Below are 24,995 nucleotides of genomic sequence, written 5' to 3' on the forward strand. Positions count from 1 at the left end.
GGAACAGGACCGAGATCTCGTCGATCTCGGTGTAGGCGTAGACCCCGCCGATACGGACCGACCCGCCGACAGTCCCTCGGAGCCGAGGAATGCCGGCCGGCGGTCCGAGTGCGATCGCCAGGCCAGTCGCCTCAATCGAGATGGAACACGGGCCGGTCGATGCGGACGACCTGTGACACCCCCAGTCGGTGGAATTCCAGCAGGACGCGGAGCATGTCCGCCCGCCGGTCGACCCGACGCCCGAGGAGGAGGCCGCCGCCGCCCCGCTCCGGGACGCTGCGAAGTCCGAGTTCGGGCTCGGCGACTACCTGCTGGAGGTGGTCGCCGACCCGGAGGCGTACGCCCATTCGGCCCGCGACCTCGTCCTCGGCCCGACCTCGGCCGCCCGCCGGGTCGCCGGCACCCCGTTCGACGACCTGCCGTACTCGCTGTCGTTCAAGTGCGATGGCTGCCTGTACACCGAGTTCTGCATGAAGTGGAGCGCGGAGCGGGAAGACCTGTCCCTCCTCCCGTACCTGAGCGGCACCGAGAAGGACGCCCTCCGGCGGGCCGGGGTGGCGACGATCTGCGGGCTGGCAACGCTCAAGGAGTTCGCCCCGAGCACTGCCGGCGGCACGACGACCGACCTGGTCCCTGCCCCGGGCCGCGAGGCCCTGGTCAAGACGCTGGCCGCCACCTGGCCGGTCGGCCCGCGGCTTGACGAGTTGGTCCACCGGGCCAGGCAGTTCCGCCGGTCGGCGAAGAAGGACGGCACCGCCGCCCTGCCGTTCATCCCGGACAAGGGGAACAGCTCGCTGCCGGTATCCCGCCCGGACCTGAACCCGAACCTGGTGTGGGTGTACGTCGACGCCCAGTTCGACTACCTCGAAGGCCGGGTCTACCTCCTCGGCGCGCTGGTCGTGGCGTGCGAGAACGGTATTCCGACCCGCCGCCGGGCGGTGGTGAAGATGACCGCCGGCCCGCCCGACTCGGCGGCGGCGGAGCGCGACCTGTTCGTAGGCTGGACCCGCGGGCTGCTCGACGCGGTGGTCGAGCTGGCCGCCCCGTCCGACCCGGCGGCCGAGAAGAAGGCCGCCCCGATCCACGTCGTCTTCTTCGACCGGCACGAGCAGCGGCTGCTCCTCGACGGGCTGGCCCGCAACTTCCCCGCAATCCTGGGGACCACGCCGCCGCTCTACGACTTCCTGACCCAGCTCGCGGCGTTCGACTCCCCGATCGCCAGCTACCTGGCCGACGAGGTGCGGGCGTTCAAGAACTTCCCGATGACCTGCCAGTCCTTGCAGTCCCTGGCCGCCTACCTGAAGTTCGACTGGAACACGCCCCGCCCGTTCCGGGACCGCTTCAAGGCCCGGCTGTTCGACTACCTGGGGAAGGTCGATGTCGAGGGGCAGGCCGAGTGGTACACCCGCCGGTCCCGGTTCGCCAGCTCGGTCCCGCTGGAGTACGCCTACGCCGCCTGGGGGCAGCTCCAACAGCCGGCACCCGGCAAGGGGGACGAGTTCGCCGACTTCCGCGGGGCCACGGCCGACCTCGTCACCGCCTTCCAGGAACGGCGGCTGGAGGCGATCGAACACGTCACCCGGTCGGTCGCCGGCAACCCGAACACGGCCAAGACGGCGTTTGTGCTGCCGGACGTGGCGACCTACGAGGACAAGGCCCGCGACCTGGCCCACGCCCTGGACGAGTTCGTCACCATCGAGCGGCTGGTCGCCCTCGCCGACTGGAAGGCGACCCGGCACGCCCAGCCGGAGCGGCGGGTGCTCATGGGCGAGTGCCTGCTGGTCCGGTACGACGAGGCCGACCAGGAGCCCGAAGTCGCCGAGCAGAACCGGGAGAACGAGCGGCGGCGGCTCAAGCGCGAGGGGTACGCGGCGGCGTTCAAGGCCGCCAACCCCGACAAGCCGTTCCGGCTGAACAAGGAGCAGTCGGCCGAGTGCAAGTGGTCGGCCGACGGGCTCCGGGTCCGGCTCCGGGTGGAGGCGGCCGGCGTCGACTGCGACCTCCACGAGGCCCTCCTCCTGTCCACCCTGCGGGACGGGGCGCGGGTCGTCGTGTTCCGGCGGTGGACGACCGACGAGCGGCTCCCGCCGGACCAGCGGACGGAGTTCACCCCGACCCCGAAGCAGATGCTCTACGGCACCCGGGCGGTGTTCCGCCGGGTGGTGGTGACCCGGGCCGACGCCGCCGGCCGGGCCGCGGAGGCGGTCGCCGAGGTCGAGCTGACCGACGGGTTCGGCAACGACAGCATGAAGCCGTTCGTCTTCTCGGCCATCGGCCGGCCGCTCGCCGCGGGGGAAGCGTACACGCTCGACCCGTGCCCGAACGACATCTCCGGGTACTGGCACGCGAAGGTCGTCGAGGGGCTGTGCGGGGGCCAGCCGAACAGCCTGTACGCCCGGCTGGCGAACCCGCCCGCGGCCGGGGACGGTGCGGGGTCGCCGGGCCAACTGGCGTTCCTGGCCGGGCTCGACGCCTTCCGGGATGCCGGTCTCTTGCACGACTTCGAGCCGGGCAAGCGGGCGTTCATCGGCGTCCACGCCGCGACCCCGGTCTTGCTCGTCCAGGGGCCGCCCGGGACGGGCAAGTCGTACGCCACGGCGTTCGCCGTCCTGGCCCGCCTCCAGGGGGCGATGCGGGCCGGCCGGCCGTGCCGGGCGTTCCTCACCTGCCACACCCACGCGGCCATCGACGTGCTGGTGGCCAACGTGCTGGCCGTGCGGGAGAAGCTCCGGGAGCTGCGGGCGGCCGACCCGAAGATCTTCGCTGCGCACTTCGACGCCCGGCTGCTGGACGTGCCGCTGTACCGGGTGGCCCCGAACGACCCGCCCCCGGACGGGGTGGTCGCACTGGCGAAGGACGCCGAGAAGGGGAAGGACGAGGAGTACAACGCGGACGTGATCCAGGAGAACGACTGGGTGGTGGTCGGGGTGACCGCCGGGGGCACCTACCAGTTGCTCAAGCAGAAGTGGTCGAAGACCGTGTTCGGCCATGGGCTGTGCGACCTGCTGGTGCTCGACGAGGCCAGCCAGCTGAGCCTCCCGGCGGCGGTCATGGCCGCCCTCCCGCTGAAGCCCGACGCCCCGGTGGTGGTGGTCGGGGACCACCGCCAGATGCCGCCGATCGTGAAGCACGACTGGGACGCCGAGGCCCGGCGGACGTTCGCACAGTACCAGGTGTACGAGAGCCTGTTCGACACTCTGCTGGCGCAAAAACCGCCCCCGCCGGTGATCCGGTTCGCCGAGAGCTTCCGGCTGCACGCAGCGATGGCCGAGTTCCTGCGGCGGGAGGTGTACCGGCACGACGGGATCGCCTACCACTCGAAGAAGACCGACCTGCTCCCGGCCCGGCCGCTCGCGGACCCGTTCACCGCGGCGGTGCTCGACCCGGCGTACCCGCTGGTGGTGGTCGTCCACGACGAGTGCGGGAGCCAGGTCCGCAACCCGTTCGAGCAGGCCCTGATCGGCCCGGTCCTGAAGGCCCTGGTCGACCCGGCCGGGCACGGGCTGGACCCGGCCGGCGGGCTCGGGGTGGTGGTGCCGCACCGGGCGCAGCGGGCCGCGCTCCAGCAGGCGTTCCCGGAGCTGAGCATCGTCGACCCGGCGACCGGGCTGCCGGCCCGGTCGGCGGTGGACACGGTGGAGCGGTTCCAGGGCGGGGAGCGGACGGTCGTCATGGTGAGCGCGACCGAGAGCGACCGGGGCTACCTGCTGGCGGCGGCCGGGTTCCTGCTCGACCCGCGGCGGCTGACGGTGGCCGTCAGCCGCGCCAAACAGAAGATGGTGCTGGTGGCGAGCCGGAGCGTGTTCGAGCTGTTCAGCCCGGACGAGGAGACGTTCGCCAACGCCCTGCTGTGGAAGAACCTCCTCCTGCGGACCTGTACCACGCTCCTGTGGGAGGGGGAACGTGACGGGGTGCCGGTCCAGGTGTGGGGCGGCCGGTAGGCCGCCTCGCGCCGGCGACGGGATCGGGCGGATCAGGTCGGCGACGAGTTGTTCGAGGTGAACGATGTACGACCTGATCGGGGACATTCACGGCCACGCCGACGAACTGGAGCAACTGCTCCAGACCCTCGGCTACGAGATAGCAGCCGGGGTCTACCGCCACCCCGACCGGAAGGTGGTCTTCCTCGGCGACTTCATCGACCGGGGGCCGCAGATCCGGCGGGTGCTGGAGACCGTCCGCCCGATGGTCGAGGGCGGTCACGCCCTGGCCGTCATGGGGAACCACGAACTCAACGCCCTGGCCTACCACACCGGGGACCGGGACGGGCCGGGCGAGCACCTCCGCCGCCGGACGCCGAAGAACGTGGCGCAGCACCGGGCGACCCTGGAGCAGCTACCCCCGCCGGAACTCCGGTCCCACCTGGGGTGGTTTCGGAGCCTCCCCCTGTGGCTCGACCTCGACGGGGTGCGGGCCGTCCACGCCTGCTGGGACGAGCGGGCGATAGGACAGGTCGCCGGGGGTCTGCGGGAGTTCGGCGGCGCTTCCGACGACTTCCTGCACGCGGCGTGTCGGACGGGGGGGCCGCTGTTCGCCCCGGTCGAGGTCATCCTCAAGGGCAAGGAGGGCAAGCTCCCGCAGGGGGCGTCCTTCCGGGACAAGGACGGGCACGTTCGCACCGAGATTCGCACCCGCTGGTACGCGGCCCCGGACGGCCACACCTACCGGACGTACGCCCTCCAGACCGACGAAATCGCCTGCGACCTCGCACTCGACGAGCAGGTGGTCGCCGCCGCCGCCCCCTATCCGGTGGCCGGCAAGCCCGTCTTCGTCGGCCACTACTGGCTGTCGGCGCAGCGCCCCGGAGTGCTGGCCGACAACGTGGCGTGCCTCGACTACAGCGTTGCCAAGGGTGGGTTCCTGTGCGGCTACCGCTGGAATGGTGAGCCGACGTTGAGCGACGAGAACTTCGTGCGGGCTTAGGAGACAAGCCGATGTCGCCGGGAGAAAATCGTCAACGCGTTCCCGAAGGGGGGCGACCACCCGGGCGTGCGGTATCGTGCGGACGATTGGGCGGGTGAACATCCTGAATGACCGCAGCCAGCAACCCCGCATGAAGTTGACGGCCGTCGACAAGGTGTTCGGCGTCGTGGAGTGGGACGAGGCCGATGGCAGCCCGCGCTGGCACGCGACGCATCCGCCGGCGACCCGGTGCGAGTCGATACCGAGCTTAAGAAACAACTAATACGAGTCAGAATAATTAGGAAGCCGATTACCCGTCGGCCCCTTCCACCCACACGGCCCCGCCCCGCACTTTTATCGTGTGGGCGGGGCTTTTCTCGTTCCTGGAGGAAGTCGAGATGAAGCTGGTCCGCCCCGACACCGACCCCGTCCGCGACAAGTTCGCCCAGGCACGCAAGGAACTGTCGAGTGCCCTCATCGAGCGGGAGGACGAGGTGGACCTCGTCCTCACCGCCCTGGTCGCCAACGAGCACATCTTGTTGGTCGGCCCGCCGGGGTGCGGGAAGTCGCTGCTGCTCGACTCCGTCCTGTCGTGGACCGGTGGGTCGAAGTTCTCGATCCTGCTCACGAAGTTCACGACGGTGGAAGAGGTGATGGGGCCGGTGAGCCTCGCGGCCCTGAAGGCGGACAAGTACCTGCGGGTCACGACCGGCAAGCTGCCGGAGGCCGACTACGCGTTCGTCGACGAGGTCATGAAGGCGTCCTCCGCGATCCTGAACACGCTGCTGAAGATCCTCAACGAGCGGGTCTACGACGCCGGCGACGGGGTCGCCCGGCGGGTGCCGCTCAAGCTCTGCCTCGGGGCGAGCAACGAGTGGGCGTCGCCGGACACCGGGAAGGAGCTGGCCGCCCTCAGCGACCGCTTCCTGCTGCGGAAGGCCGTCTCACCCATCCGCTCCCAGGCCGGCCGGCAGCGGCTCCTGTGGACCCGCGACCACGCCCCCAAGCTCTCCACCACGGTGACCCCGGCCGAGGTCGAGCAGGCCCGGCGGCAGGCCCTGGCCTTGCCGTGGTCGGACGAGGCGAAGGACGCCCTGGAGGTGATCCTGAAGGAGCTGGCCCGGGAGGGCATCCAGCCGGGCGACCGGCGGCAGTTCAAGACGGTCGGGGCGGTGCGGGCCTTCGCCTACCTGTGCGGCTCCGACGAGGTGCTGCCCGAGCACCTGGAGGTCGCCCAGCACTGCCTGTGGGACGCGCCCGAGGAGCAGCCGCAGAAGGCCGCCCAGGTGATCGCCAGGATCGCCAACCCCGTCGGCATGCGGGTCACGCAGCTGCTGCTGGAGGTCGAGCAGGTGCTGGCCGCGGCCGACGTGCGGAACCTGGCCGACGCCGCGAAGGCCGCCGCAAAGCTCGCCGAGATCGACCGGCAGCTGTCGACGCTCAAGGGCAACGGCCGGGTCGAGACGGCCCGGGCGTACCTGAAGGACCAGCTCCGACGGCTCAAGCTCGCCTCGATCGAGGCCGTCTGACCCGCACTCATCCACAACCCGGCAGACCATCTTTGTGCGACCGAAGGGGTCGGCGCGCCGGACGTGGCGTCCCATCAACCGGAGGAGGCATGGACCCGAACGACCTGCTCAAGATGCTCGACCTGGACGGCAAGCCGCCCGACGCGCCGAAGGAGACCGGGGTACTCGCGGGCGGCACCGGCCCGCTCCCCGCGACCGACGCCCGCCCGACCGCCCTGGAGGTGGACGCGTGGGGGCTGCGGCGGGGGCGCGATCTCGTCGCCGAGAGCGACCGGCTGAAGGGGGCCGGCACCGACGCGTTCGCCGCCGCCGACTTCTTCGCGGCCGGGTTCGACCCGGACCCGCGGCTGGTCGAGACCTGCGCCGACCCGCGGCGGCACCAGTTCGTCACCCAGATGCTCGACACGCCCGAGTACCGCGCCCTGCACGCCGCCACCCGGCTGGACGACACCGCCGCGGCGATCGCGGCGACCCACTTCGCCGAGCAGTTCGCACGACTCAAGAAGGAGGACACCAAGGACCACGCGGCCGGTACGACGGCCGGGGGCACGCCCGGCGACGAGATGGCGACCCTGCGGGCCGTCGGCCGGGCGGTCGCCGCGGCCTGCACGGAGGTGGCCCAGCTGCACGAGGCCGCTGGGGCGCTGGGGATGGGGCCGGGGGCGCCGGGGAGCAACGACCCGCGGGCCGTCGCCGCCCTGTTTAAGCGCGTGCGGAGCGACCCGACGCTGCGGCGGATCTGCGAGCTGGCCGGGCGGTTCCGGCGGGTCGCGCAGTCGAAGCAGCGAATGAAGCAGACGCACGGGCTCGACGACGTCGTCGGCGTCGAGCCGGGGGGCGACGTCGGCCGCCTGCTGCCGGTCGAGCTGTCGCGGCTCATGCTCCCCGAGCTGGAACTCGACACGCTCCGCCGGATCGTCGAACGCGACGCGATGTGCCGCGAGCACCATGCCGTCGAGCCGGTCGGGAAGGGGCCGGTGATCGTCTGCATCGACGAGTCCGGGTCGATGGAGGGGGACAAGGCCCACACCGCGAAGGCCCTGGCCCTGGCCCTCGCGTGGGTTGCCCGGCACCAGCGGCGGTGGTGCGCCCTGGTCGCCTACAGCGGCGACAGTGGCGAACGGTTGCTGGCCCTGCCGCCGGGTCGGTGGGACGAGGCGAAACTCATGGACTGGCTCGCCGCCTTCATCGGCAAGGGGTCCGACCTCGACGTGCCCGTGAAGGAAATGCCCCGGATGTACGCCGAGCTGAAGGCCCCGGCCGGGGTCACCGACCTGATCTTCGTGACCGACGCGAGGTGCAGGATAGCGGGCGGCATCCGTGACACCTTCCTGGCGTGGAAGGTGGCGGCCCGCGCCCGGCTCGTCACCCTGGTGGTCGACAGCCCGCCCGGCGACCTCGCACTGGTCAGCGACGAGGTCCATCAGGTTCGCTCACTCGCACCCGACACCGACGGCGTCGGCCGGGTGCTCTCCCTGTAGCCCTTCCGCCCCCGCGGGTTCGGCCCGGACGGACGCCGTGTCCGCCCCGGCCTGACCCCGTTCGCGTTAACGGCGACACGCCTGACCCGGCCCGCGGCCGGGCCGGGCGTGTTCGCCCACCATCCCCCTCACACAAGGAGTCCTGCCCATGCCCGCGACCGCCCCGCTCCCGTTCCCCGTCGCCGCCGGCACCCGGCTGCTCGGCGAAGTCATCTCGTGGACCTGCTCGGGGGTGGCCGTCACCCACCCGGCCCTGCTGACCGCGCTGCGGGACGCCGGCCTCGACGAGAACGTCGCCCGCGAGCTGGCCGCCAAGCACGCCTTCACCCGCGCCTGCAAGAAGCTGTGCGACCGCCGCATCATCCGCCAGGTGGCCGAGGACGAGACCTGCGTCAAGTTCCAGTTCACCCAGGAGTCCCGCGACGGGGACCGGTACGAGTACGCCCTGGAGACGATGCTCACGCTCGACAAGAGGACCGGGACGGTGACGTGCGACCTGCCGGGCCTCGCCACCCTCGCCCAGGAGGAACTCGACCGCGCGACCGACGCCCGGACGGGAAGTGACGTGACGCGGGTGATCCAGAAGCTGTTCGACCGGCACGCCGACCTGTTCCCGATCCGGCCCCAGGGCGGCTGCTACTTCACGCCGATCCGGCACACGACTTTCGTGGACAAGGTGCAGGCGATGCTCGGCCGGCTGAACGGGCAGATCCTCCGGTTCCCGGTTCCGGCGGGGACGGCCGAGGGGGACCGGTCGGTGAAGGACGCGGTCGCCGCCGGGCTCGCGGCCCTGATCGACGACCACCGCAAGGCGGTCGCTCTCTTCGGCGAGGACACGCGGGAGGACACGCTCAAGCGCGCGGCCGACAAGATCCGCTCGACCCAGTTCAAGATCGCCGCCTACGCCGAGTACCTGCTCGACGAGAAGGGGAAGCTCGACCGGGAGCTGGCCGCCGCCCGCGACGAGCTACGGGCCAAGGTGGACCAGCTCGCCGCCGTCGCCTGACCTACCCACCACGGAGGGATGCCGTGATCGTGCCCGTGACCCGTAAGCCGGGCGACCTCGCCCGGCACCTGCTGTTCGTCACCACGCCGGCCCTGTGGCCGGCGTGGCCGTTCCTGCCCGTCACCCGCCACCGCCGCGGGGTGATCGACCTCGGGCTGATGTTCGACGCCCGCGGGGCGTGCGGGCTGACCGGGTATTCGGCGACCGTCTTCGCCTGCAACCTGTTCGCCCTCCCGCCCACCCTCGACCAGTTCCTCGCCCTGCCGAAGGAGGTGTTCGACGCCGCCGAGGAGTTGATCCAGGTCGGGTGGCGCGTCGACTGACGCCACCCCCAACCGACGGAGGAGTTCGCCGTGATCGTGATCCCGCGCGGGCTGGCCCGGTCGTTCCGGGCGCTGCTCCGCAAGTGCGTCGCCGGCCGGCCGCGTGGCCCGGCGCCCGTCGTCGTGCTCGAGTGCCGCGCCGGCACCCTGACCGTGTGGGCACAGACTGCCGACGCCGCGCTCGGCTACACCGCCGCGACGCCGAGTGACGACGGAGTGCTGGTCGTCCCGGTGACCGTCCTGGCCGCCGTCGAGGGCGCCGGCGACGACCCGGCCGAGTTGACTGTCGGTACGACGCTCCGCGGAGAGGCCCGGTGGGTCGACCGCGGCGTGCCCGGTACCCACCCGTTCGATGCGATTCTGCCCGGCAAGCAGCACCGTCCGCCCGCCTCGCCCACTGACTGGCACCCGGTCCCGCCAGAGTTCCTGACGGCCCTGTACGAGTGCGGGCGGACCACGGCCCGCGAGTCGGGCCGGTACGCACTGTCCCGCGTGCAGGTCCGCGGCACGGCCGGGCACGTCGTCGGCACCGACGGCCGGACCGCCCTCGTCTGGGGCGGGTTCGACCTGCCCCTCCCGGACGACCTGCTGGTGCCGGCGCTGTCGGTGTTCGGCACGCGCGAACTCGCGGCCGCGTCGCCCGTGCGGATCGGCCGCACCGCCGCCCACCTGGTCGTGGCCGCCGGCCCGTGGCGGGTGTTTCTTCCCGCCGACGCCGGGGGCCGCTACCCGGACGTCGCCGGCGTCGTGCCCCGGACCGCGCCCGCCGTCGCGGGCATCGACGACCGGGACGCGGCCGAGCTGACGGGTCGCCTGCCCGGCCTGCCCGGGGGGGACGCCGAGGGGAAGCCCGTCACGCTGGACCTGGACGGCGGCGTGGTCGTGCGCGCGAGAGACGACGCGACCGGCGCGGTCGAGTCGGTCCGGCTGGAGCGGTCGCCATCGACCGGCCCCCGCGCCCGGGTCGTGATCGACCGGCGCGTGCTGGCCCGCGCCCTCGGCCTCGGGTGCGTGACCGTCCGCGTCGCCCCCGACAAGCCGGTCGTGTTCGAGGGGGGCGGCCGGACGGTCATCACGGTCGCCCTCGACCCCGCCCTCGCGGCCGCGACCGACCCCGCCGCGACCACCCCCGACACCACCCCCAATTCCACCCGCATCGAACGGAGGACTGCCGTGGGACACGAGACGAACGGGCATACCCCGAACGGCCGGCACGACCCGCCGGCCGCCGACCCGCCCGACCTGCTGGCCGCCGCCGAGGAACTGCGGGCCGCCGTCGCGGACGCCCTGGTCAAGGCCGGCCGGCTGGTCGCCGCGCTGAAGTCCCGGAAGCGGGAGCAGCGGGTGCTCGGCCAGGTGTGGACGAGCCTGAAGGCCCTCAACCTCGGGCCGGGGGGTGGGCCGTGACGACACTCGTCCGCCGCCAACTCGCCGACCTGGCCGCGTTCGTCGCCAACCTGAAGGAGCGGGTGAAGGTCGCGGTGGCCGGGGAACTGTCCAAGGCCGTCGGCGACGCCGTCAAGGAGGTCGTCGGGGCAGTCCTCGCCGGCCGAGTACTCGCTCCGCCCCGGCCGAGTCCGCGGGGTCAGTGGACCGACCGCGACGACGGCCGGGGCCGGCCCCGCGAACCGTGGGCCGACGATCGCGACGACGACGATGACGACCCCGACCGCGAGGCGGTCGGCGACCGCGACACCGGGCCGCCGCCGACCGCCCGCGTGACGGTGGCCGTCGCCGCCGGTGCCGCGGCGGCCCGGTGGTGGGCGGGCCGGGCCGGCGGGGGCGTCCTCGCCCCCGCCGGGATCGGCCTCGGGGTCGGCCTCGTCGGGCTGCTCGGCGGGTCGCTCGCCCGGGCCGTCGTCGCCGTCCTGGCCGCCGCCGCCGACATCCTGGCCGCCGCCGACGCCCTCGGGGCGGGGGCCGCCCGGCTCGACCACCTCTGAGGATGCCACCCCCTCGCCCGCGCGGCTCCCGCCCGCACCAGCCCCGGGGCCTCGAGCCCGCGGGTTCCAGCCGGAGGTACCCCCGACGGCGGGCGAGGTGGAGAGAGGCACCGACTCGACATCGCGACCCGACTCAAGCCATTACACACGAGGAGACGGACATGACCACGACCGCGACGAACGGGCGGCCCCAGCGGAAGCAGCTGGCGGACCAGCTCGACCGGCTGGACGGCATCATCGACTGCCTGGCCGACGCGCTGCCGGAGGCCGTCCGGGACGCCGTCCAGGAGGGGACCCGTGAGGCCCTGCGGCAGCTGCTCGCCGAGGCCCTGGCCAGCCCGGAGACGGTGGCCCTGATCCGCCGGGCCGTGACCCCGGACGGGGCGGCGCCGGCCGCCCCGGCCCCGGCCGGGCGGGCGGCCGCGTTCCTGGCCCGCTGCCGGAGCCGACTCGCCGGCGCCGCCCGGGCCGCCGGGCGGGTGTTGACGGTGGTGAGGGCGCGGGTGGCCGCGGCCGCCGCCGGGGCGAAGGCCCGGGCCGCCGGGGTCGTCCGCCGGGCGCGGGCGGTGGCCGCCGTTGCCCGCATCGGGTGGGAAGTCAAGAAGGCGGCGGCGGTCGCGGCCGGGGTGGGGGTGGCGGTGGCCGGGGTGGCCCTCGTCAGCCACCCGGTGGCGACCGTCCTGAGCGGGGTCGGGGCGGCCGGGATGGCGTTCGCGGTCCAGCTCGGGCTGTGGGCGCGCGGGGTCGCGCGGCGGCTCACCGGCTGACGCCGCACCCGCGGGACGCGTCCCGGTGGAAGCACGACGACGGCCGGTCCGGCGGCGGGTGCGATCGAGCGCCCGCCGGCCAGCCCGCGCATCGTAAGCACCCCTCCCTTCGCCGACCCGCGCACGAACCCGAAGTGACCCACTCCTCCGCCACCGGCGGGGGAGTGGGGCTGGACTTTTCCTTTAGCCTTTAGCGGGAGACACCCGCCGACTCCGGCAGCCGGCCGCCCGATTGTGGACACGTTCCGGGCCGCCCGCCGGCGGCTCCAACCGCGAACCTCCGTTGTGTCGGGCGCGAGCCACCGGACGCTCCCTCGCCGCGCGGTCACCAGCGCGTCCACGGGACCGGGGTCGGATGCCCCGGCGGGCGAAGGCCGAATCACCGCCCGCCGGGGTCGAGTTTGGCGGCCTGGGCGAGGTCGGCCTCGGCCTTCGCCCGCTCCCCCGTGGCCCGGTAGCACTCCGCCCGCAACCGGAAGGCGTCGGCCCCGAACGGGAACAGCCGGATCGCCTCGGTCAGGTCGGCAACCGCCCGGGCGTGGTCCCGCTGGGACCGGTACCCGATGGCCCGGTTGTAGTACGCGGCCGAGAGGTCGTGGCCGTCCGGTGGCTCGGCCCGGCCCGGGCGGGTCTGGAGCTCGATCACCCGGGTGAAGTCGGCGACCGCGTCGGCGTACGCCCGGGCGTCTAGCTGGGCCTGCCCCCGCCCGAAGTACGCCGCGTGCCGGCCCGGGTCCAGGGCGGCCGCCTTCCCGTACCCCTCGACCGCGGCCGCCGGGGACCCGGCCTTCCGGAGGGCGTCGGCCTCCCGCACCAGCCGAGCGTACCGGTCGATCGACCGGTCGGCCGCCACGTGCCGGGCGACCACGAACCCGCCGGCCAGCCCGAGGAGGGCGGTGACCACCGCCACCCCCTTGCGGATCTCCGGCTCGGGCATGACGTCGGCGGCGGGGTCGTTGTGCGCGCCGACGAGCCCCCCGACCGCCCCGCAGACGGCCCCGACCGCACTCCCGGCCACCCCGCCGGCCGCGGCGGCGAGGAGCCCGAGGCCGAGGAGGACGATGGGCGCGGGGGCGGGCAGGTCGACCCCGTCCCAGCCGCCGAGCACCCAGTACAGCACGGGGACGGCGAGCACCGCGGCGCCCAGCGCCCACCGCCCGACCCGAGCTCCGACACCGCCGCCCTCGACCGCCCACTCCCGGTACCGGTCGAAGTCGAGTCCGGCCGCCGCCGCGGCCGGCGCTGCCCCGACCACGCCCGCGGCGACCGTCTCCCGGTCCGGCGCGTCGGCCGGTGGCAGGGAGGCGGTTCCGACCGCCGCCAGGTAAGGCCGGCAGCCGTCGAGGAACTGGCCGACGCAGGCGAGGGCGGGCAGCCCGCTCCCGCCGAGCCCGTCGGCCAGGTAGGACGGGCCGGGGTACCCGGCCGCCCGGAGCCAAGCGGCCGCGGCCCCGCTCGCCAGGTGAGCATGCGCCTCCTGCGGGAACACCTCGCAGAGCAGGATCAGTTCCGCGAGGTCGGCGGCGTGCCGGTCGGGGCGGAACGGAAAGGCGTCGGCGGCCACACGCGGGGTCGGGGTCATGGGCGGACACGCGGGTACGGGGCACGGGACGGACCCGGCCGGGGACACGCCCGGGTCGTCCGGTACGTTACCGCAGCCGGCCGTCCCGGTCCAGAATAACTGATAATTCCTTCTGTGGTTTACGCCGGCGATCCGCGGTCGGATGCGGCCTTCCCCGTCCGGGAGGCCGCGTGGACCCGTCGGAGCTGTCGACCCGGTTCGGCCGGGCGGTCCGCCGCCTCCGGCTGGCGGCACGGCTCAGCCAGGAGACCCTGGCCGAGGCCGCCGGTCTCCACGCCACCCACGTCAGCCTGTTCGAGCGCGGCCGGGGGATGCCGACCCTGCGGGTGATCCACGGGCTGGCGGCCGGGCTCGGGCTGACCATGGCCGGGTTGATGGCCGCGGTCGAGCACGACGACCCGGCGGAGGACCCCCCGCCCATTCCCCGCGGCCGGCCGAAGCGGCCCGGGAGCGGTAAGAAGCCCCCGCGTTCGGCCGGCGAGTAGGCCGCGGCCCGGCTGCCACCGACCCGGAGACCCCGCCGGCGCCGGGTCGCGCTCGGGGCGTGTCTACACGTCGTGGACCGGGTCGTTATCTCGGTCGGGTGACGCCCGTCCGCTGGGACGCGCGCCCGCGGCAGAGGGATGGCGCGGAGCCGATCACGGCCGGGTGTGGTTCACGTGCGGACGCCGCGGAGACACCTTCCGGGATGTCGCGAAGCGCGACCCCGCCACGGGTCGTCCACCACGTCGTCAAGGCCGATCGTGGTGACGTTTCGGACCGACTGCGGGCGAGGTCGTCGTTGACCCTTGCTACCAGGGCGGGACCGACCCGGTGGAACGGGGCTCTCTGGCCGCCTACTCAACTGCTTCAGGGGGTATACTCGGGGCAAGTACGACACCGCTACGTCCCCTCGGGCGAGGTGACGAAGAACGCAACCGTTCTCCTCGGGACACACCTCGATCGCCTGGCTGGGGGCCGGTGTGCCCTGACCGGCGGCTGGCGCCCCCGCCACCGGCCGCCGGTATGGCTGCCCTCAATGTTCGTTCAGGAGGGTGCCGACGCCGCGGTTCCTGGTGACGAGCGAGTTCGTACTGCTGTCGAACAGGTCGAGGTAGAAGTACTCGTCGGCCTCCCGCTTGCCGTCGCCCTCCACCTCGACGGTGATGGTCTTGGTCGTGTCGCCGGGGGCGAAGGTCAGTGTCCCGGTCCTGGCGACGTAGTCACCGTCGCTCGTCGTCGCCGTTCCGCTCACGGTGCGGAACGACATCGTCACCGGCCGGTCGTGGGCGGCCGAGAGCGTGACCGTGAAGGTGAAGAGCGTCGTCTGCTTGCCGTTGCCCTCCCGCTGGGTCACGTTGCCGATTCTGATCCGCGGCTCGTCGTCGAGGATGCTTCCGACCCCCCGGCCGTCGCCGATCGTCGCGTTGGTGGCACCCGTGAGGTTGACGGCGAACGTCTCGTTCGGCTCGGCGAGGCGGTCGCCCCTGACCGCGACTGTGAACGTCTGGCTGGTCCAGCCGGCCGGGATGGTCACGTCCCCGGACGCGGCCGTGTAGTCGCCGTCGGCCTTGGTGGACTGCAGTCGTTCTCACCTTCGGTCGTTGAGCCCCGTCATCGGCCCGCGCGGAGCAGCCGCAGCGCGTTCGCAACGACCAGCAGGGTCGCCCCGGAGTCGGCCGCGACCGCCGCCCACATCGACGACACCCCCGCCAGCGTCAGCACCAGGAACACCGCTTTCACGGTGAGGGCGAAGATGATGTTCTGGCGGATGACGGTGAGGGCACGGCGGGAGTGGCGGACGAGCCAGGGGAGTTTGGTGAGGTCGTCGGACATCAGCGCGATGTCGGCGGTCTCGATCGCCGCGTCCGTCCCGATCGCGCCCATCGCAATTCCGATGGTCGCCCGGCCCATCGCGGGGGCGTCGTTCACCCCGTCGCCGACCATCGCCACGGAGCCGTACTTCGCTACCAACTCCTCCACCTTCCCCACCTTGTCGGCCGGCAGGAGCTCGGCGTACACCTCGTCCACCCCGGTCGTGCGGGCGACAGCGTCGGCGGTGCCGCGGTTGTCGCCGGTGAGCATGACGACGTGTTGCACGCCTGCCGCGTGGAGGTCGGCGACCGCCTGTCGCGCCTCCGGGCGGACGGTGTCGGCCAGAGCGAGGAACCCGCACACGTGCCGGTCGTTGCCGACCACCACCACCGCCTTTCCGGACGAGGCGAGTTCCTCCAGCCGGGCGTGAACCTCCGGCGTCTCCTGACCGCGCTCCTCCAGGTAGCGGTGCGACCCGACCCAGTACTCGGTGCCGCGGACACGCCCGGTCGCGCCCTTCCCCGGGAGGATGCGGAAGTCCTCGACCTCCGGCACGGCGACGCCGCGTTCCTTGGCGTGTGCCAGGATCGCGTGGGCCAGCGGATGCGTACTTCTCGCCTCCAAGGCCGCGGCCCGCTCCAGTAACTCGGACTCGGTGTGCCCGGCGAGCGCCACCACCTCGGCGACGGTCGGCCGCCCGCGCGTCAGCGTGCCGGTCTTGTCCAGCGCCACGGCGCGGAGGCGGGCTGGCGCCTCGACGAACACCCCGCCCTTCACCAGCACCCCGTTCCGCGCCGCCGCCGCCAGCGCCGCCACGACGCTCACCGGCGTCGAGATGACCAGCGCGCACGGGCAGGCGATGACCAGCAGCACGAGCGCCCGGTACAGCCAGTCGGCCCACGACGCGCCGAGCGCGAGCGGCGGGACGAGCAGCACCAGCGCCGCCAGCGCCATCACGGCCGGCGTGTAGTAGCGGGCGAAGGTCTCGACCCACTGCTCGGAGGGCGCCCGCTTCGCCTGCGCCTCGCCGACCATGCGGGTGATGCGGGCGAGCGTCGTGTCCGCGGCCGGCTTCGTGGACTCGACCGTCAGCGCGCCGTCGCCGTTGATCGTGCCGGCGTACACCTCGTCGCCCGGCCCCTTCGGGACGGGTACGCTCTCGCCGGTGATCGGCGCCTGGTCCACGCCGCCCGCGCCGGCGATGACCCGGCCGTCGAGCGGGACGCAGTCGCCGGGTCGTACCAGGAATCGCGCTCCCACCGGCACCCGGTCCGGCGGCACGGCCTCCTCGCGGCCGTCGGGGTGGACGAGGCGGGCGGCGGGCGGGGTGAGCGCCATCAGCGCACGGACGGCGTTGCGGGCGCGGCCGACGCTCCAGGCTTCGAGGGCGAGCGAGAGGGCGAACAGGAACGCGACTGTCGCCGCCTCCGCCCACTGGCCGATGCCGACCGCGCCGGCGACGGCGACGACCATGAGCAGGTTCATGTCCGGGCGGAGGCGGCGGGCGGCGACCCAAGCCTTCGGCAATACCGTCCACACGCCGGCGACGATGCCCAGTAAGTACAGCAGGACGACGGCGGCCGGTGTCGCGGCGTTCTCGTCGAGGAATGCGGCGTGGATACCGTCCCGAGCGGCATGGGCGGCCATCGCGGCGAGGAGGCAGCCGGCGCTTGCCGCGGTGAGGAGTGTGCGCCGGTTCCGCTCCCAGAAGCCCTCGGGGGCGAGGGCCGTTGACTCGTCACGCCAGGGCTCTGCGGTCATCCCGGACCGTGCTACCGCCTCCGCCACGCGCTCGGTCGGGGCGCCGGCGGCGACGGTCATCTTGGCGTTGAGTACGTCGAACGCGAGATTCGCCTCGCCGCCGACGACCGGGCCGACCTCGCGCTTGAGAACGGCCACCTCCTCGGCGCAGTCCATCCCGCGGATGCGGAAAGTGCGCGGCGCGGACTCGGCGCTCATCCGGGTGCTCCTGGCGAACGGGCGAACGCCGAGTCGAATCGGGCCGACGTGTGGGAGGCGCCCCCGGCCGGCGGACGGCCGGGGGCGGACGAGCGGGTCACTTCTGCTTGAAGTCGCCCGAATACACCTTCGAGCCGACCTTGCCGCTGACCGTCCCTTCGAGCTTGCCGAGCTTGTCGAGCCCCTCGGCCTTGCCGACGAACCGGCTGCTCTTCCCCGCCGGGTCGCCCTTGTCCGGGGACGGGGCGGCCTTGACGGTCAGCGCCGGGCTCTTGAACGCGACCGAGATGCTCTTCGCGTCGATCGCCTTCCGCTTCGCCTTGTGCAGGTCGTCGTGGTCGCCGTAGACGAGCAGGGTCACCGTCCCGGCCTTGGCGTCCGGGATCACCTCCACGTGGTACTCCTCGTCGCCCCACTCGGCGACCGGCATCTTGTGTGGCCCGACCTCCTGGGCCTGCACGCCGGACGACACCACCGCCATCAGGCCGAAGCCCGCGGCGACGACCAGCCCGAACACGTTACGCATCGTCACGTCCGTCCTCCTGTGATACCTCGGTGCGACCGTCCTCACGGCCCCGGGTGGGGCCGCGTCTCGTGTCCCGCAGCGGCGGGCGGCGGGGTGTGTTCGTGGGGGGGCGCCGGCGGCGCGTCGTCGAGGCCGTCGGCCGTCTCGTCGGCGCGGGCCAACTCGACGGCCGCGGTCCCGCTGAACCGCAGGAACAGCCCGGGGCGGATCAGGAACTCGCAGAACGTCGAGGTGATGAGCCCGCCGAGGATGACCGTCGCCACCGGGTACAGGATTTCCCGCCCCGGCTCCTGCCCGACGACCACCAGCGGAACCAGCGCGATGCCGGCGGTGAGCGCCGTCATCAGGACGGGCGACAGCCGCTCCAGGCTGCCGCGGAGCACCATCTTCTCGTCGAACTGCTCGCCCTCGTGCCGCATCAGGTGGAGGTAGTGGGTGACGAGCAGGATGCCGTTGCGGGCCGCGATGCCGCCGAGCGAGATGAACCCGACCAGGCTCGCCACCGTCAGTGTCTGCCCGCTGAGGACCAGCGCCAGCACCCCGCCGACGAACGCCGTCGGCACGGCGATCAGGATCTGGGCGACGATCCGCCCGGACGGGAACAGCATGTACAGTACGAAGAACATCCCGACGACCGACACCGCCGACAGGACGGCGATCAGCCGGGTCGCCGCCTTCTGGCTCTGGAACTGCCCGCCGTACTCGACCGTGTACCCCTCCGGGAGCGGCACGTCGGCCGCCACCACCCGCTCGATGTCGCCGACGACCGAGGCCAGGTCGCGGCCCAGGGCGTTGCACCGGATCACGATCCGCCGGCGGGCGTCGTCCCGCTTCACCTGGTTGGCCCCGGCGTCGCCGCCGGTCGGCGGGGTGATGTCGGCCAGGTCCTTGAGCCGCACCTGCTCGCGGCCGCCGGGGAGGTCGAACCGCAGCTCGCCGAGGTTCGCCACGTCCGCCCGGTACGGCTCCTCCAGCCGCACGAGGAGGTCGAACCGCCGCTGCCCCTCGACCACCTGCGACACCACCTCGCCGTTGAGCGCCACCTGCACGAAGTTCCCGACCGCCGCGCGGTCCACCCCGTAGAACGCCAGCGCCTCCGGCCGCAGCTTGACGTGGACCTCGTCCACCTTCCGCATCGGTTCGACGGCGAGCGAACTCACCCCCGGCACCCCGGCCACGGCCGCCTTGACCTGGTTCGCCACCTTCTCCAGCGTGTCCAGGTCGTCGCCGGTCAGCTTGATGGCGACCTGGGCGGTGCTCCCCGAGATCATGTGGCTGATGAGGTGGGCGAGCGGCTGCTCGACCTCCACGTCCACCCCCGGCACAGCGGCCTTCACCCCGTCCTGGAGCTGGGCGATTATCTCCTTGCGCGACTTCCCGCTGGCCGGGTTGATGACGACGTAGTACTCGGTCGCGTTCGGCGGCTCGGCGTGCTCGTCCAGCTCGGCCCGGCCGGTCCGGCGGAGGAACGCCAGCACCTCGCCCTTCGGGTTCGCGGCCGACTTCTGGAGCGACCGGAACAGGTCGTCCGCCGACTTGGTCGCGGCGTTCGAGGCGTCGAGCGACGCGCCCGACGGGAGGGTGACGTTCACCTGCACCACGCCCTCGTCGAACGGCGGGAGGAAGTCGGCCCCGATCGTCGTCAGCCGCCACGCGGCGTATAAGACCATCAGCCAGGTGACAACCTGGATGGCGCCCTGCCGGCGGACGCTGAACCGGATCAGGTACGCCCCGGCCCACTTGAGCCCGCGGAGGAGGAACCCGTCGCCGTGGCCGTGGGCCGACCCCGACCGGCCGAGCAGGTAGTACGACAGGACCGGCGTGACGCAGATGGACACGACCAGCGACGCCAGGATCGACACGATGTAGGCGACACCGAGGGGCGTGAAGAGTCGGCCCTCGATCCCCGAGAGGGCGAACAGCGGCAGGAACACGAGGATGACCAGGGCGGTGCCGAACACGATGGCCGAGCGGATCTCGACGCTCGCGTCGTAGATCACCTTCAGCGTCGGCCGCGGGTGCGGGAGCTGGCTGTTCTCGCCGAGCCGGCGGTAGATGTTCTCCACGTCCACGATCGCGTCATCGACTAACTCGCCCATCGCCACCGCGATCCCGCCCAGAGTCATCACGTTGATCGACAGCTCGACCCCCGTGACGAGGCCGACGAGCTTGAACACCAGGACCGTTAGCGCGAGCGACAGCGGGATGGCGGTGAGGGAGATGAACGTGGTGCGGAGGTTGAGCAGGAACAGGAACAGGATGACCAGCACCAGCCCGGCGCCGACGACCAGCGCCTCGCCGACGTTGAACACCCCGCGGTCGATGAAGTCGCGGAGCTGATACAGGTTGGTCTCGACCAGCACGTCGGGCGGGAGCGTCTTCTCGACGTCCGCCAGCGCCGCCTTCACCCGGTCCGTCAGGTCGCGGGTGTCCACGTGCGGCTGCTTGGTGATCGTCAGGGCGACGGCCGGGAAGCCGTTGACGGTCGAGTCGCCGCGCTTGACCTGCGCCCCCTCGGCCACCCGTGCCACGTCGCGGAGCAGCACCGGGCGGCCGGCAGGCGCCCCGGGCTCTTGCTTCTCCGGCGGCTTCACGGTGATGAGCTTCAGATCGGCGACGACCTGCTTCGTGTCCGGGCCGAGCCTGCCGATGACGCGGATCGGCGTCTCGAACCCGCCGGCCACCGAGAACCCGCCGGTGTGGTTGACGTTGTTCGCCCGCAGCGCGTCCTCGACCTGCTGGAGGGAGACGCCGTACTCGGCCAGCTTCACCGGGTCCACGAGCACCTGGTACTGCTTCCGCCCGCCGCCCATGGCGATCACCTGGGCGATGCCGCTGGTCTTCAGCAGCCGCGGGCGGACGACCCAGTCGGCGAGTGTGCGCAGGGCGAGCTGTCGCTGCGCGTCGGACGGGAAGACGACCTCGCGCGACTGCCCGGCGATCGTGGCCCGGACCGTCTGCGCGCCGTCGGCCGCGGCCGGCTGCCACGCGGGCACCGCCGCCGGGACCGCCTCCCACGCCGAGAAGTCGCGGCGGTCGCCGGCCTTCCACACGAACAGGGCGGGGTCGGTGCCGGCGGCGCCGGCCACCCGCTCGGCATAGAACGGGGTGTCGGGCACGGCCGCCAGCTCGCCCCCCTTCGGCCCCGACTGCCGCCGCATCCCGGCGACCATGAACTGGCCCATGATCGAGCTGATCGGCGCCATCTGCGGCCGGACGCCCTCGGGCAGGTCGCCGGCCACGGTCGTCAGCCGCTCCTGGACCGTCTGCCGGGCGGTGCGGATGTCCACCTCCCACCCGAACTCGACGTACACCACCGACAGCCCGAACCCGGACTGGCTCCGCACGGCCTGCACCCCGGTCGCCCCGAGCAGCGCCGACTCCAGCGGGTACGAGACGAGCGTCTCGACCTCCTCGGGGGCGAGGCCGGGGCACTCCGTCATGACCACCACCCGCGGGCGGTCGAGGTCCGGGAACACGTCGATCGGCATCCGGGCGGCGAGGAAGGTGCCGTACACAAGCGCGACGAGGCACGCGACCACGACGAGCGGGCGGTGGCGGAGCGAGAACTTGATAAGGGCGTTCAGCACGGCGGCTCCGGGTTAGTCGTGGGAGTGGCCGGCGTGGGGGTCGCCCCCGCCGCCGGCGGACTGCGCCTTCACCGCCCGGTTCAGCGCCGCGGCCTGGTTGCGGACCACGTACTCGACCTCCGTCACGCTCCCGTCGTTGGCGACTACCACGTCCGAGCGGTCGGCGTAGAGCACCCGGACGGGCTTGCGGCGGAACGTGTCGCCGGACTGGACGAACACGAACGCCTCCCCGCCCTCCCGGGCCACCGCCCCGGCCGGCAGGACGAACGGCAGGCGCTCCGTCTTCCCGTCCGGGTCGAGAGTGACGAGCTTCTCGACCGGCAGGTACAGCCGCACCCGCTGGCCCGGCCGGTAGCGCCAGGCGAAGTGCGTCTTCCCGTCCCGCTCGAACGTCCGCGGCACGTTCTCCAGCGGGAGGTAGAACCCGAACGTGCGCGTCGCCGGGTCCACCTGGTTGGCGAGGTGGTGGATGGTGAGCGGCCCCTGCGCCGGCCACGCCCCGGGCGTCTCGTCGGCGAACTCGGCCTTCACCGGCGTCTTCTTCTCGGCCGCGGCTGCGAGGGCGTCGGCCTCCGACCGGAACGCCCGCCCCTCGACGAACAGCCGCTGGTGGTTGGCGAGCAGGCACAGCGCCTGCCCGGCCTGAACCTGCTCGCCGAGGGCGACCTTCAGCTCCTGGACCTCGTACAGCAGGGGCGGCTCCGGGCTCCCCTCGGGCTTGGCGGGTGCCGGCGGCTCGGTCTTGGCGGGGGGCGCCGGCGCCGTGCCCGGTGCGGGGACCGTCACCTCGGTGATGACCTCTCCCTTCTCGACCTTGGTCACCTGGGCGGGGGTGAGGCCGAACACCTGGAGCTGCCGGCGGGTGCCGTTAAGCTGGGCGACCAGCCGGTCCACGACGTTCTGCTGCTTCAGCAGCTCGGCCTCGGCGGTGGTCCCCTTCTTCACCAGATTCGCCACCCGGTCCCGCTCGATGCCGGCGTACTCAAGCTCCTTGGCCGTCTTGACGAGGTCGGTCTGGGCGCTCTGGAGGAACTCGCTGGCGAGCTGGATCGTGAACAGCGGCTGGCCAGCCTTGACCGTGTCCCCCGGCCGCGCGTTGATCGCGGTGACGACGCCAGCGACCTTCGACGTGACGCTGCGGTCGCTCTCCCCGGGCCGGTCCACGACCACTCCAGGAACGAGCATCGTCCGCCAATACTCCTGGGGCGTGAGCTGGTCCACATCCAGCCCGAGGTTCTTCTGGGCCTGCTCGGAGAGCGTCACCCGGTCGGTCCGGGCGCCGTGGTCGGCGTGGCCGGCGTGATCGTCGCCCCCGCCGTGACCGTCGCCCGCGCCCTTGGCGGCCTTCGCCGGGAATACGTGGGGCACCCACTGGTCTTGGGTGCGAAACGCCGCGTACCCCGCCGCCACCAGGACGACGAGCGTGACGACGGGTGCAACGACCCTGCGGAGGCGCATGGCGTCCTCGGGGGAGGCGGGCGGGGCGGTTCGGAAGCCGACGGGAAACGGGACGCCGGGCGCAGCCGGGCATCACCCGCGGCGCGACGGTCAGACGGGGTACGGCTAAATGCGAAGGGCGCGCAGCGAGAGGTATAGCGGAAGGGGTGGAGGCCCGGGGTCGGGCGAGGCAGCGGGGGCCTGCCGGCAGAGCGCCGGCGTGTCCGACGTGGCGGCGGGGGCGAGGTCGGGAACGGCTGGAAGGTCGTCGGCCGCGGGCACGACAGCCGCGGTGACCGCGGGGCTCGGGTTCGCGGCCGGACAATCACGGTCGTGGCGGTCAGGTCGCGCGGGGTGCTCCGCCGACCCTTCGGTGCAGCGGTGGGGGGTAGCGACGCGGGCGGCCGGGTGCTGGGCGGAATCGTCCGACGCGTGGGTCTTGCAGCCGCACGTCTTGACCAGAGCTGCGGCCGGTGCTGAGGTAGGCTGGTTCTCCGATCCGCCGGCCGCGGCGCAAGTGCAGGCGCCGACGGGCATCGGCCCCGCCACCGTCAACACCGTGAGTAGCAGCCGCACGAGCATCACCGACTCCCCGGACCGTTCGCATTATCCGCCCGGTCGCCCCGGGGTCAAGGCTAACGCGGTTGTACGCCGTCTTTGCGCGGCGGGTCCGGCTGGGGCAGCGGCAGCCGAACCGGACCGGCCCCGGGGCCGGGAACCGGCGGGGGCGGCCCCGGCCACCACTCCTCCAGCAGCAGCGCCGACAACTCGGCCGCCGCCTGCCACGCCTCGCCTAGCGCGCGGACGGATTCGAGCCGCGCCTCGGCCACCACCCGCTGGGCTTGGATGACCCTCAGGTACTCGAACTGCCCGCCCTTGAACGCCTCTCGCGACAGCCGGTACGTCTCCTCCGCCTTCGGCAGGATGTCGGTCCGGTACTGCTGCGCCAGCTTGAGGGAGGCGGCGTAGGTGCGGTGGGCGACCGCCACCCGCTCGGCCAGGTCGTTTTCGACCCGCCCCACGTCCTGGATCGCCGCCCCCAACTCCGCCCGTGCCGACCGGATGTTCCCCTGGTTCCGGTTCCAGGTCGGGATGGGGGCCGACAGCCCGAAGGAGAAGTCGTTCGACCGGTTCTCGTACTGCTTGACGTACCCGGCGGTGGCGGTGACGTTCGGAATCGGCTCGACCTCCGCCCGGCGGACGGCCGCCTGCGCCCGCTCGACCCCGACCCGGGCCGAGCGGACCTCCGGGTGGGTGGCGAGCACCGTTTCGCGAGCCTGGTCGAGGTCGTACACGGGGAGGTCGTCGAACGGCCCGGCGGCGGCGCCGACTGCGAGCCGCGGGTCGCCGACGACGGCCGCGAGCCGCTTCCGCGCCCCCGGGAGTTCCTGCCGTGCGGCCTCGGCCTGCGAGCGGAACCGGGCGAGTTCGACCTCCAGTTGGACGAGGTCGAGCCGGGCGATCTGCTTGTTGTCCAGAAGCGTCTGGCCGGTCTTGGTGGCTTCGCCGGCCAGGCCGACGAGTTCGTCGAGCGCGGTGATGCGCCGCTCCAGCGCGTACAGATCGTAGAACGCCCCGCGGACGGTGCCGATCACGGCGTACCGCTCGCGGAGGAGGGCCAGGGTCGCCTGGTCCACCTCCTTGGAGGCGACGGCCTGTGACAGGGACAGTTTTCGCCCGGTCACGATCTCCTGGGTGACCCGCGGGACGTTCAGGATGCCGCCCGGTCCGGTGCGGTCGCCGATCTCGTCCCAGTTCGCCCCGAGTGTGGGGTTCGGGTAGAGCCCGGCCTGGACGTGCTTCCCCTGGGCGGCGTCAATGTCGAACGTGGCCTTCGCCAGCCGCGGGTTCCGCCCGAGGGCCAGTTGCACCAGGTCGTCCACCCGGACCTTCTCGGCCGCGGGCGCGGCGGGCACTGGCCCGTCCTCCAGCTCTTGATGGTTGGCCGGAACGACCGGACTCGCCACCTGCCTGGTGGGGGCGGCGTAGGGCCGCACCGTGGACGGGTCGTACGGCGGCGGCCCGGCAGCACAGCCGATCGTACCCGCGAGGGCCAGCCCGGCGGAGAACCGGCCGAACGTCGAGTTTCGGGTGCGCATGGTCCGTCTCCGCTGCCCTTCCGGGCGGTCCGGGGTGGGGGTGATCCGGCGGGCAGG

Annotated in this window: 17 protein-coding genes and 1 pseudogene; 11 read left to right on the forward strand and 7 right to left on the reverse strand. The window is 72.9% G+C overall.

The genetic code is table 11. The features are described from left to right. Window positions 1–188: 188 nt before the first annotated feature. From ETAA1_RS16180 to ETAA1_RS16220, 10 genes and pseudogenes are all read left to right on the forward strand, one after another. On the forward strand, window positions 189–3,941 hold the full coding sequence (locus ETAA1_RS16180) for a bifunctional RecB family nuclease/DEAD/DEAH box helicase (protein WP_145240200.1): 3,753 nt from the start codon (window positions 189–191) through the stop codon (window positions 3,939–3,941). A gap of 64 nt (window positions 3,942–4,005) precedes the next feature. Then, window positions 4,006–4,923, forward strand: coding sequence for a metallophosphoesterase (locus ETAA1_RS16185; protein WP_145240202.1), 918 nt, complete (start codon window positions 4,006–4,008; stop codon window positions 4,921–4,923). A 43-nt stretch (window positions 4,924–4,966) separates the two neighbouring features. Beyond that, window positions 4,967–5,185, forward strand: a pseudogene (locus ETAA1_RS32030) (DUF6398 domain-containing protein); the annotation flags it as partial. Window positions 5,186–5,300: 115 nt separating this feature from the next. Further along, on the forward strand, window positions 5,301–6,431 hold the full coding sequence (locus ETAA1_RS16190) for an AAA family ATPase (protein ID WP_145240204.1): 1,131 nt from the start codon (window positions 5,301–5,303) through the stop codon (window positions 6,429–6,431). An 89-nt stretch (window positions 6,432–6,520) separates the two neighbouring features. After that, the gene (locus ETAA1_RS16195; protein WP_145240206.1) at window positions 6,521–7,912 is read left to right on the forward strand and encodes a vWA domain-containing protein; all 1,392 of its coding nucleotides are present in this window, start codon (window positions 6,521–6,523) and stop codon (window positions 7,910–7,912) included. Between the two features lie 148 nt (window positions 7,913–8,060). Then, window positions 8,061–8,918 carry a DUF6744 family protein gene (locus ETAA1_RS16200; RefSeq protein ID WP_145240208.1) on the forward strand — a complete coding sequence of 286 codons (858 nt, stop codon included), beginning with the start codon at window positions 8,061–8,063 and terminating at the stop codon, window positions 8,916–8,918. A gap of 23 nt (window positions 8,919–8,941) precedes the next feature. Then, on the forward strand, window positions 8,942–9,241 hold the full coding sequence (locus ETAA1_RS16205; protein ID WP_145240210.1) for a hypothetical protein: 300 nt from the start codon (window positions 8,942–8,944) through the stop codon (window positions 9,239–9,241). Between the two features lie 30 nt (window positions 9,242–9,271). Further along, window positions 9,272–10,648, forward strand: coding sequence for a hypothetical protein (locus tag ETAA1_RS32035; protein WP_202920171.1), 1,377 nt, complete (start codon window positions 9,272–9,274; stop codon window positions 10,646–10,648). Beyond that, window positions 10,645–11,184, forward strand: a complete 540-nt coding sequence (locus ETAA1_RS16215; protein ID WP_145240212.1) for a hypothetical protein — start codon at window positions 10,645–10,647, stop codon at window positions 11,182–11,184. Before ETAA1_RS32035 ends, ETAA1_RS16215 begins: the two co-directional genes overlap by 4 nt. A 161-nt stretch (window positions 11,185–11,345) precedes the next feature. Next, complete coding sequence (locus ETAA1_RS16220) at window positions 11,346–11,951, forward strand: hypothetical protein (RefSeq protein ID WP_145240214.1); 606 nt, start codon at window positions 11,346–11,348, stop codon at window positions 11,949–11,951. Window positions 11,952–12,330: 379 nt separating this feature from the next. Here the strand turns inward: ETAA1_RS16220 and ETAA1_RS16225 are convergent, their stop codons facing one another. Further along, window positions 12,331–13,533 (reverse strand): tetratricopeptide repeat protein, encoded by a 1,203-nt coding sequence (locus tag ETAA1_RS16225; protein ID WP_145240216.1) that lies wholly within the window; start codon window positions 13,531–13,533, stop codon window positions 12,331–12,333. Between the two features lie 170 nt (window positions 13,534–13,703). Between ETAA1_RS16225 and ETAA1_RS16230 the strand changes: the two genes are divergently transcribed. After that, window positions 13,704–14,018 carry a helix-turn-helix domain-containing protein gene (locus ETAA1_RS16230; RefSeq protein ID WP_202920172.1) on the forward strand — a complete coding sequence of 105 codons (315 nt, stop codon included), beginning with the start codon at window positions 13,704–13,706 and terminating at the stop codon, window positions 14,016–14,018. A 530-nt stretch (window positions 14,019–14,548) separates the two neighbouring features. Here the strand turns inward: ETAA1_RS16230 and ETAA1_RS16235 are convergent. The 6 genes from ETAA1_RS16235 to ETAA1_RS16260 all read right to left on the reverse strand — a co-directional run bounded on the left by ETAA1_RS16235 (window position 14,549) and on the right by ETAA1_RS16260 (window position 24,938). After that, complete coding sequence (locus ETAA1_RS16235) at window positions 14,549–15,097, reverse strand: Calx-beta domain-containing protein (RefSeq protein ID WP_261342027.1); 549 nt, start codon at window positions 15,095–15,097, stop codon at window positions 14,549–14,551. A 29-nt stretch (window positions 15,098–15,126) separates the two neighbouring features. Further along, a complete protein-coding gene (locus ETAA1_RS16240) occupies window positions 15,127–17,286 on the reverse strand; it encodes a heavy metal translocating P-type ATPase (RefSeq protein ID WP_202920173.1) in 2,160 nt (719 codons plus the stop codon). A gap of 97 nt (window positions 17,287–17,383) precedes the next feature. Next, complete coding sequence (locus ETAA1_RS16245; RefSeq protein ID WP_145240220.1) at window positions 17,384–17,812, reverse strand: hypothetical protein; 429 nt, start codon at window positions 17,810–17,812, stop codon at window positions 17,384–17,386. Between the two features lie 41 nt (window positions 17,813–17,853). Continuing rightward, window positions 17,854–21,402: an efflux RND transporter permease subunit gene (locus ETAA1_RS16250; RefSeq protein ID WP_145240222.1), complete on the reverse strand. Its 3,549-nt coding sequence runs from the start codon at window positions 21,400–21,402 to the stop codon at window positions 17,854–17,856. A gap of 12 nt (window positions 21,403–21,414) precedes the next feature. Beyond that, window positions 21,415–22,860: an efflux RND transporter periplasmic adaptor subunit gene (locus tag ETAA1_RS16255; RefSeq protein WP_145240224.1), complete on the reverse strand. Its 1,446-nt coding sequence runs from the start codon at window positions 22,858–22,860 to the stop codon at window positions 21,415–21,417. Between the two features lie 614 nt (window positions 22,861–23,474). After that, complete coding sequence (locus ETAA1_RS16260; protein ID WP_145240226.1) at window positions 23,475–24,938, reverse strand: TolC family protein; 1,464 nt, start codon at window positions 24,936–24,938, stop codon at window positions 23,475–23,477. Window positions 24,939–24,995 lie beyond the last annotated feature (57 nt).

This window comes from Urbifossiella limnaea, from assembly GCF_007747215.1.
Taxonomy (GTDB): Bacteria; Planctomycetota; Planctomycetia; order Gemmatales; family Gemmataceae; genus Urbifossiella; species Urbifossiella limnaea.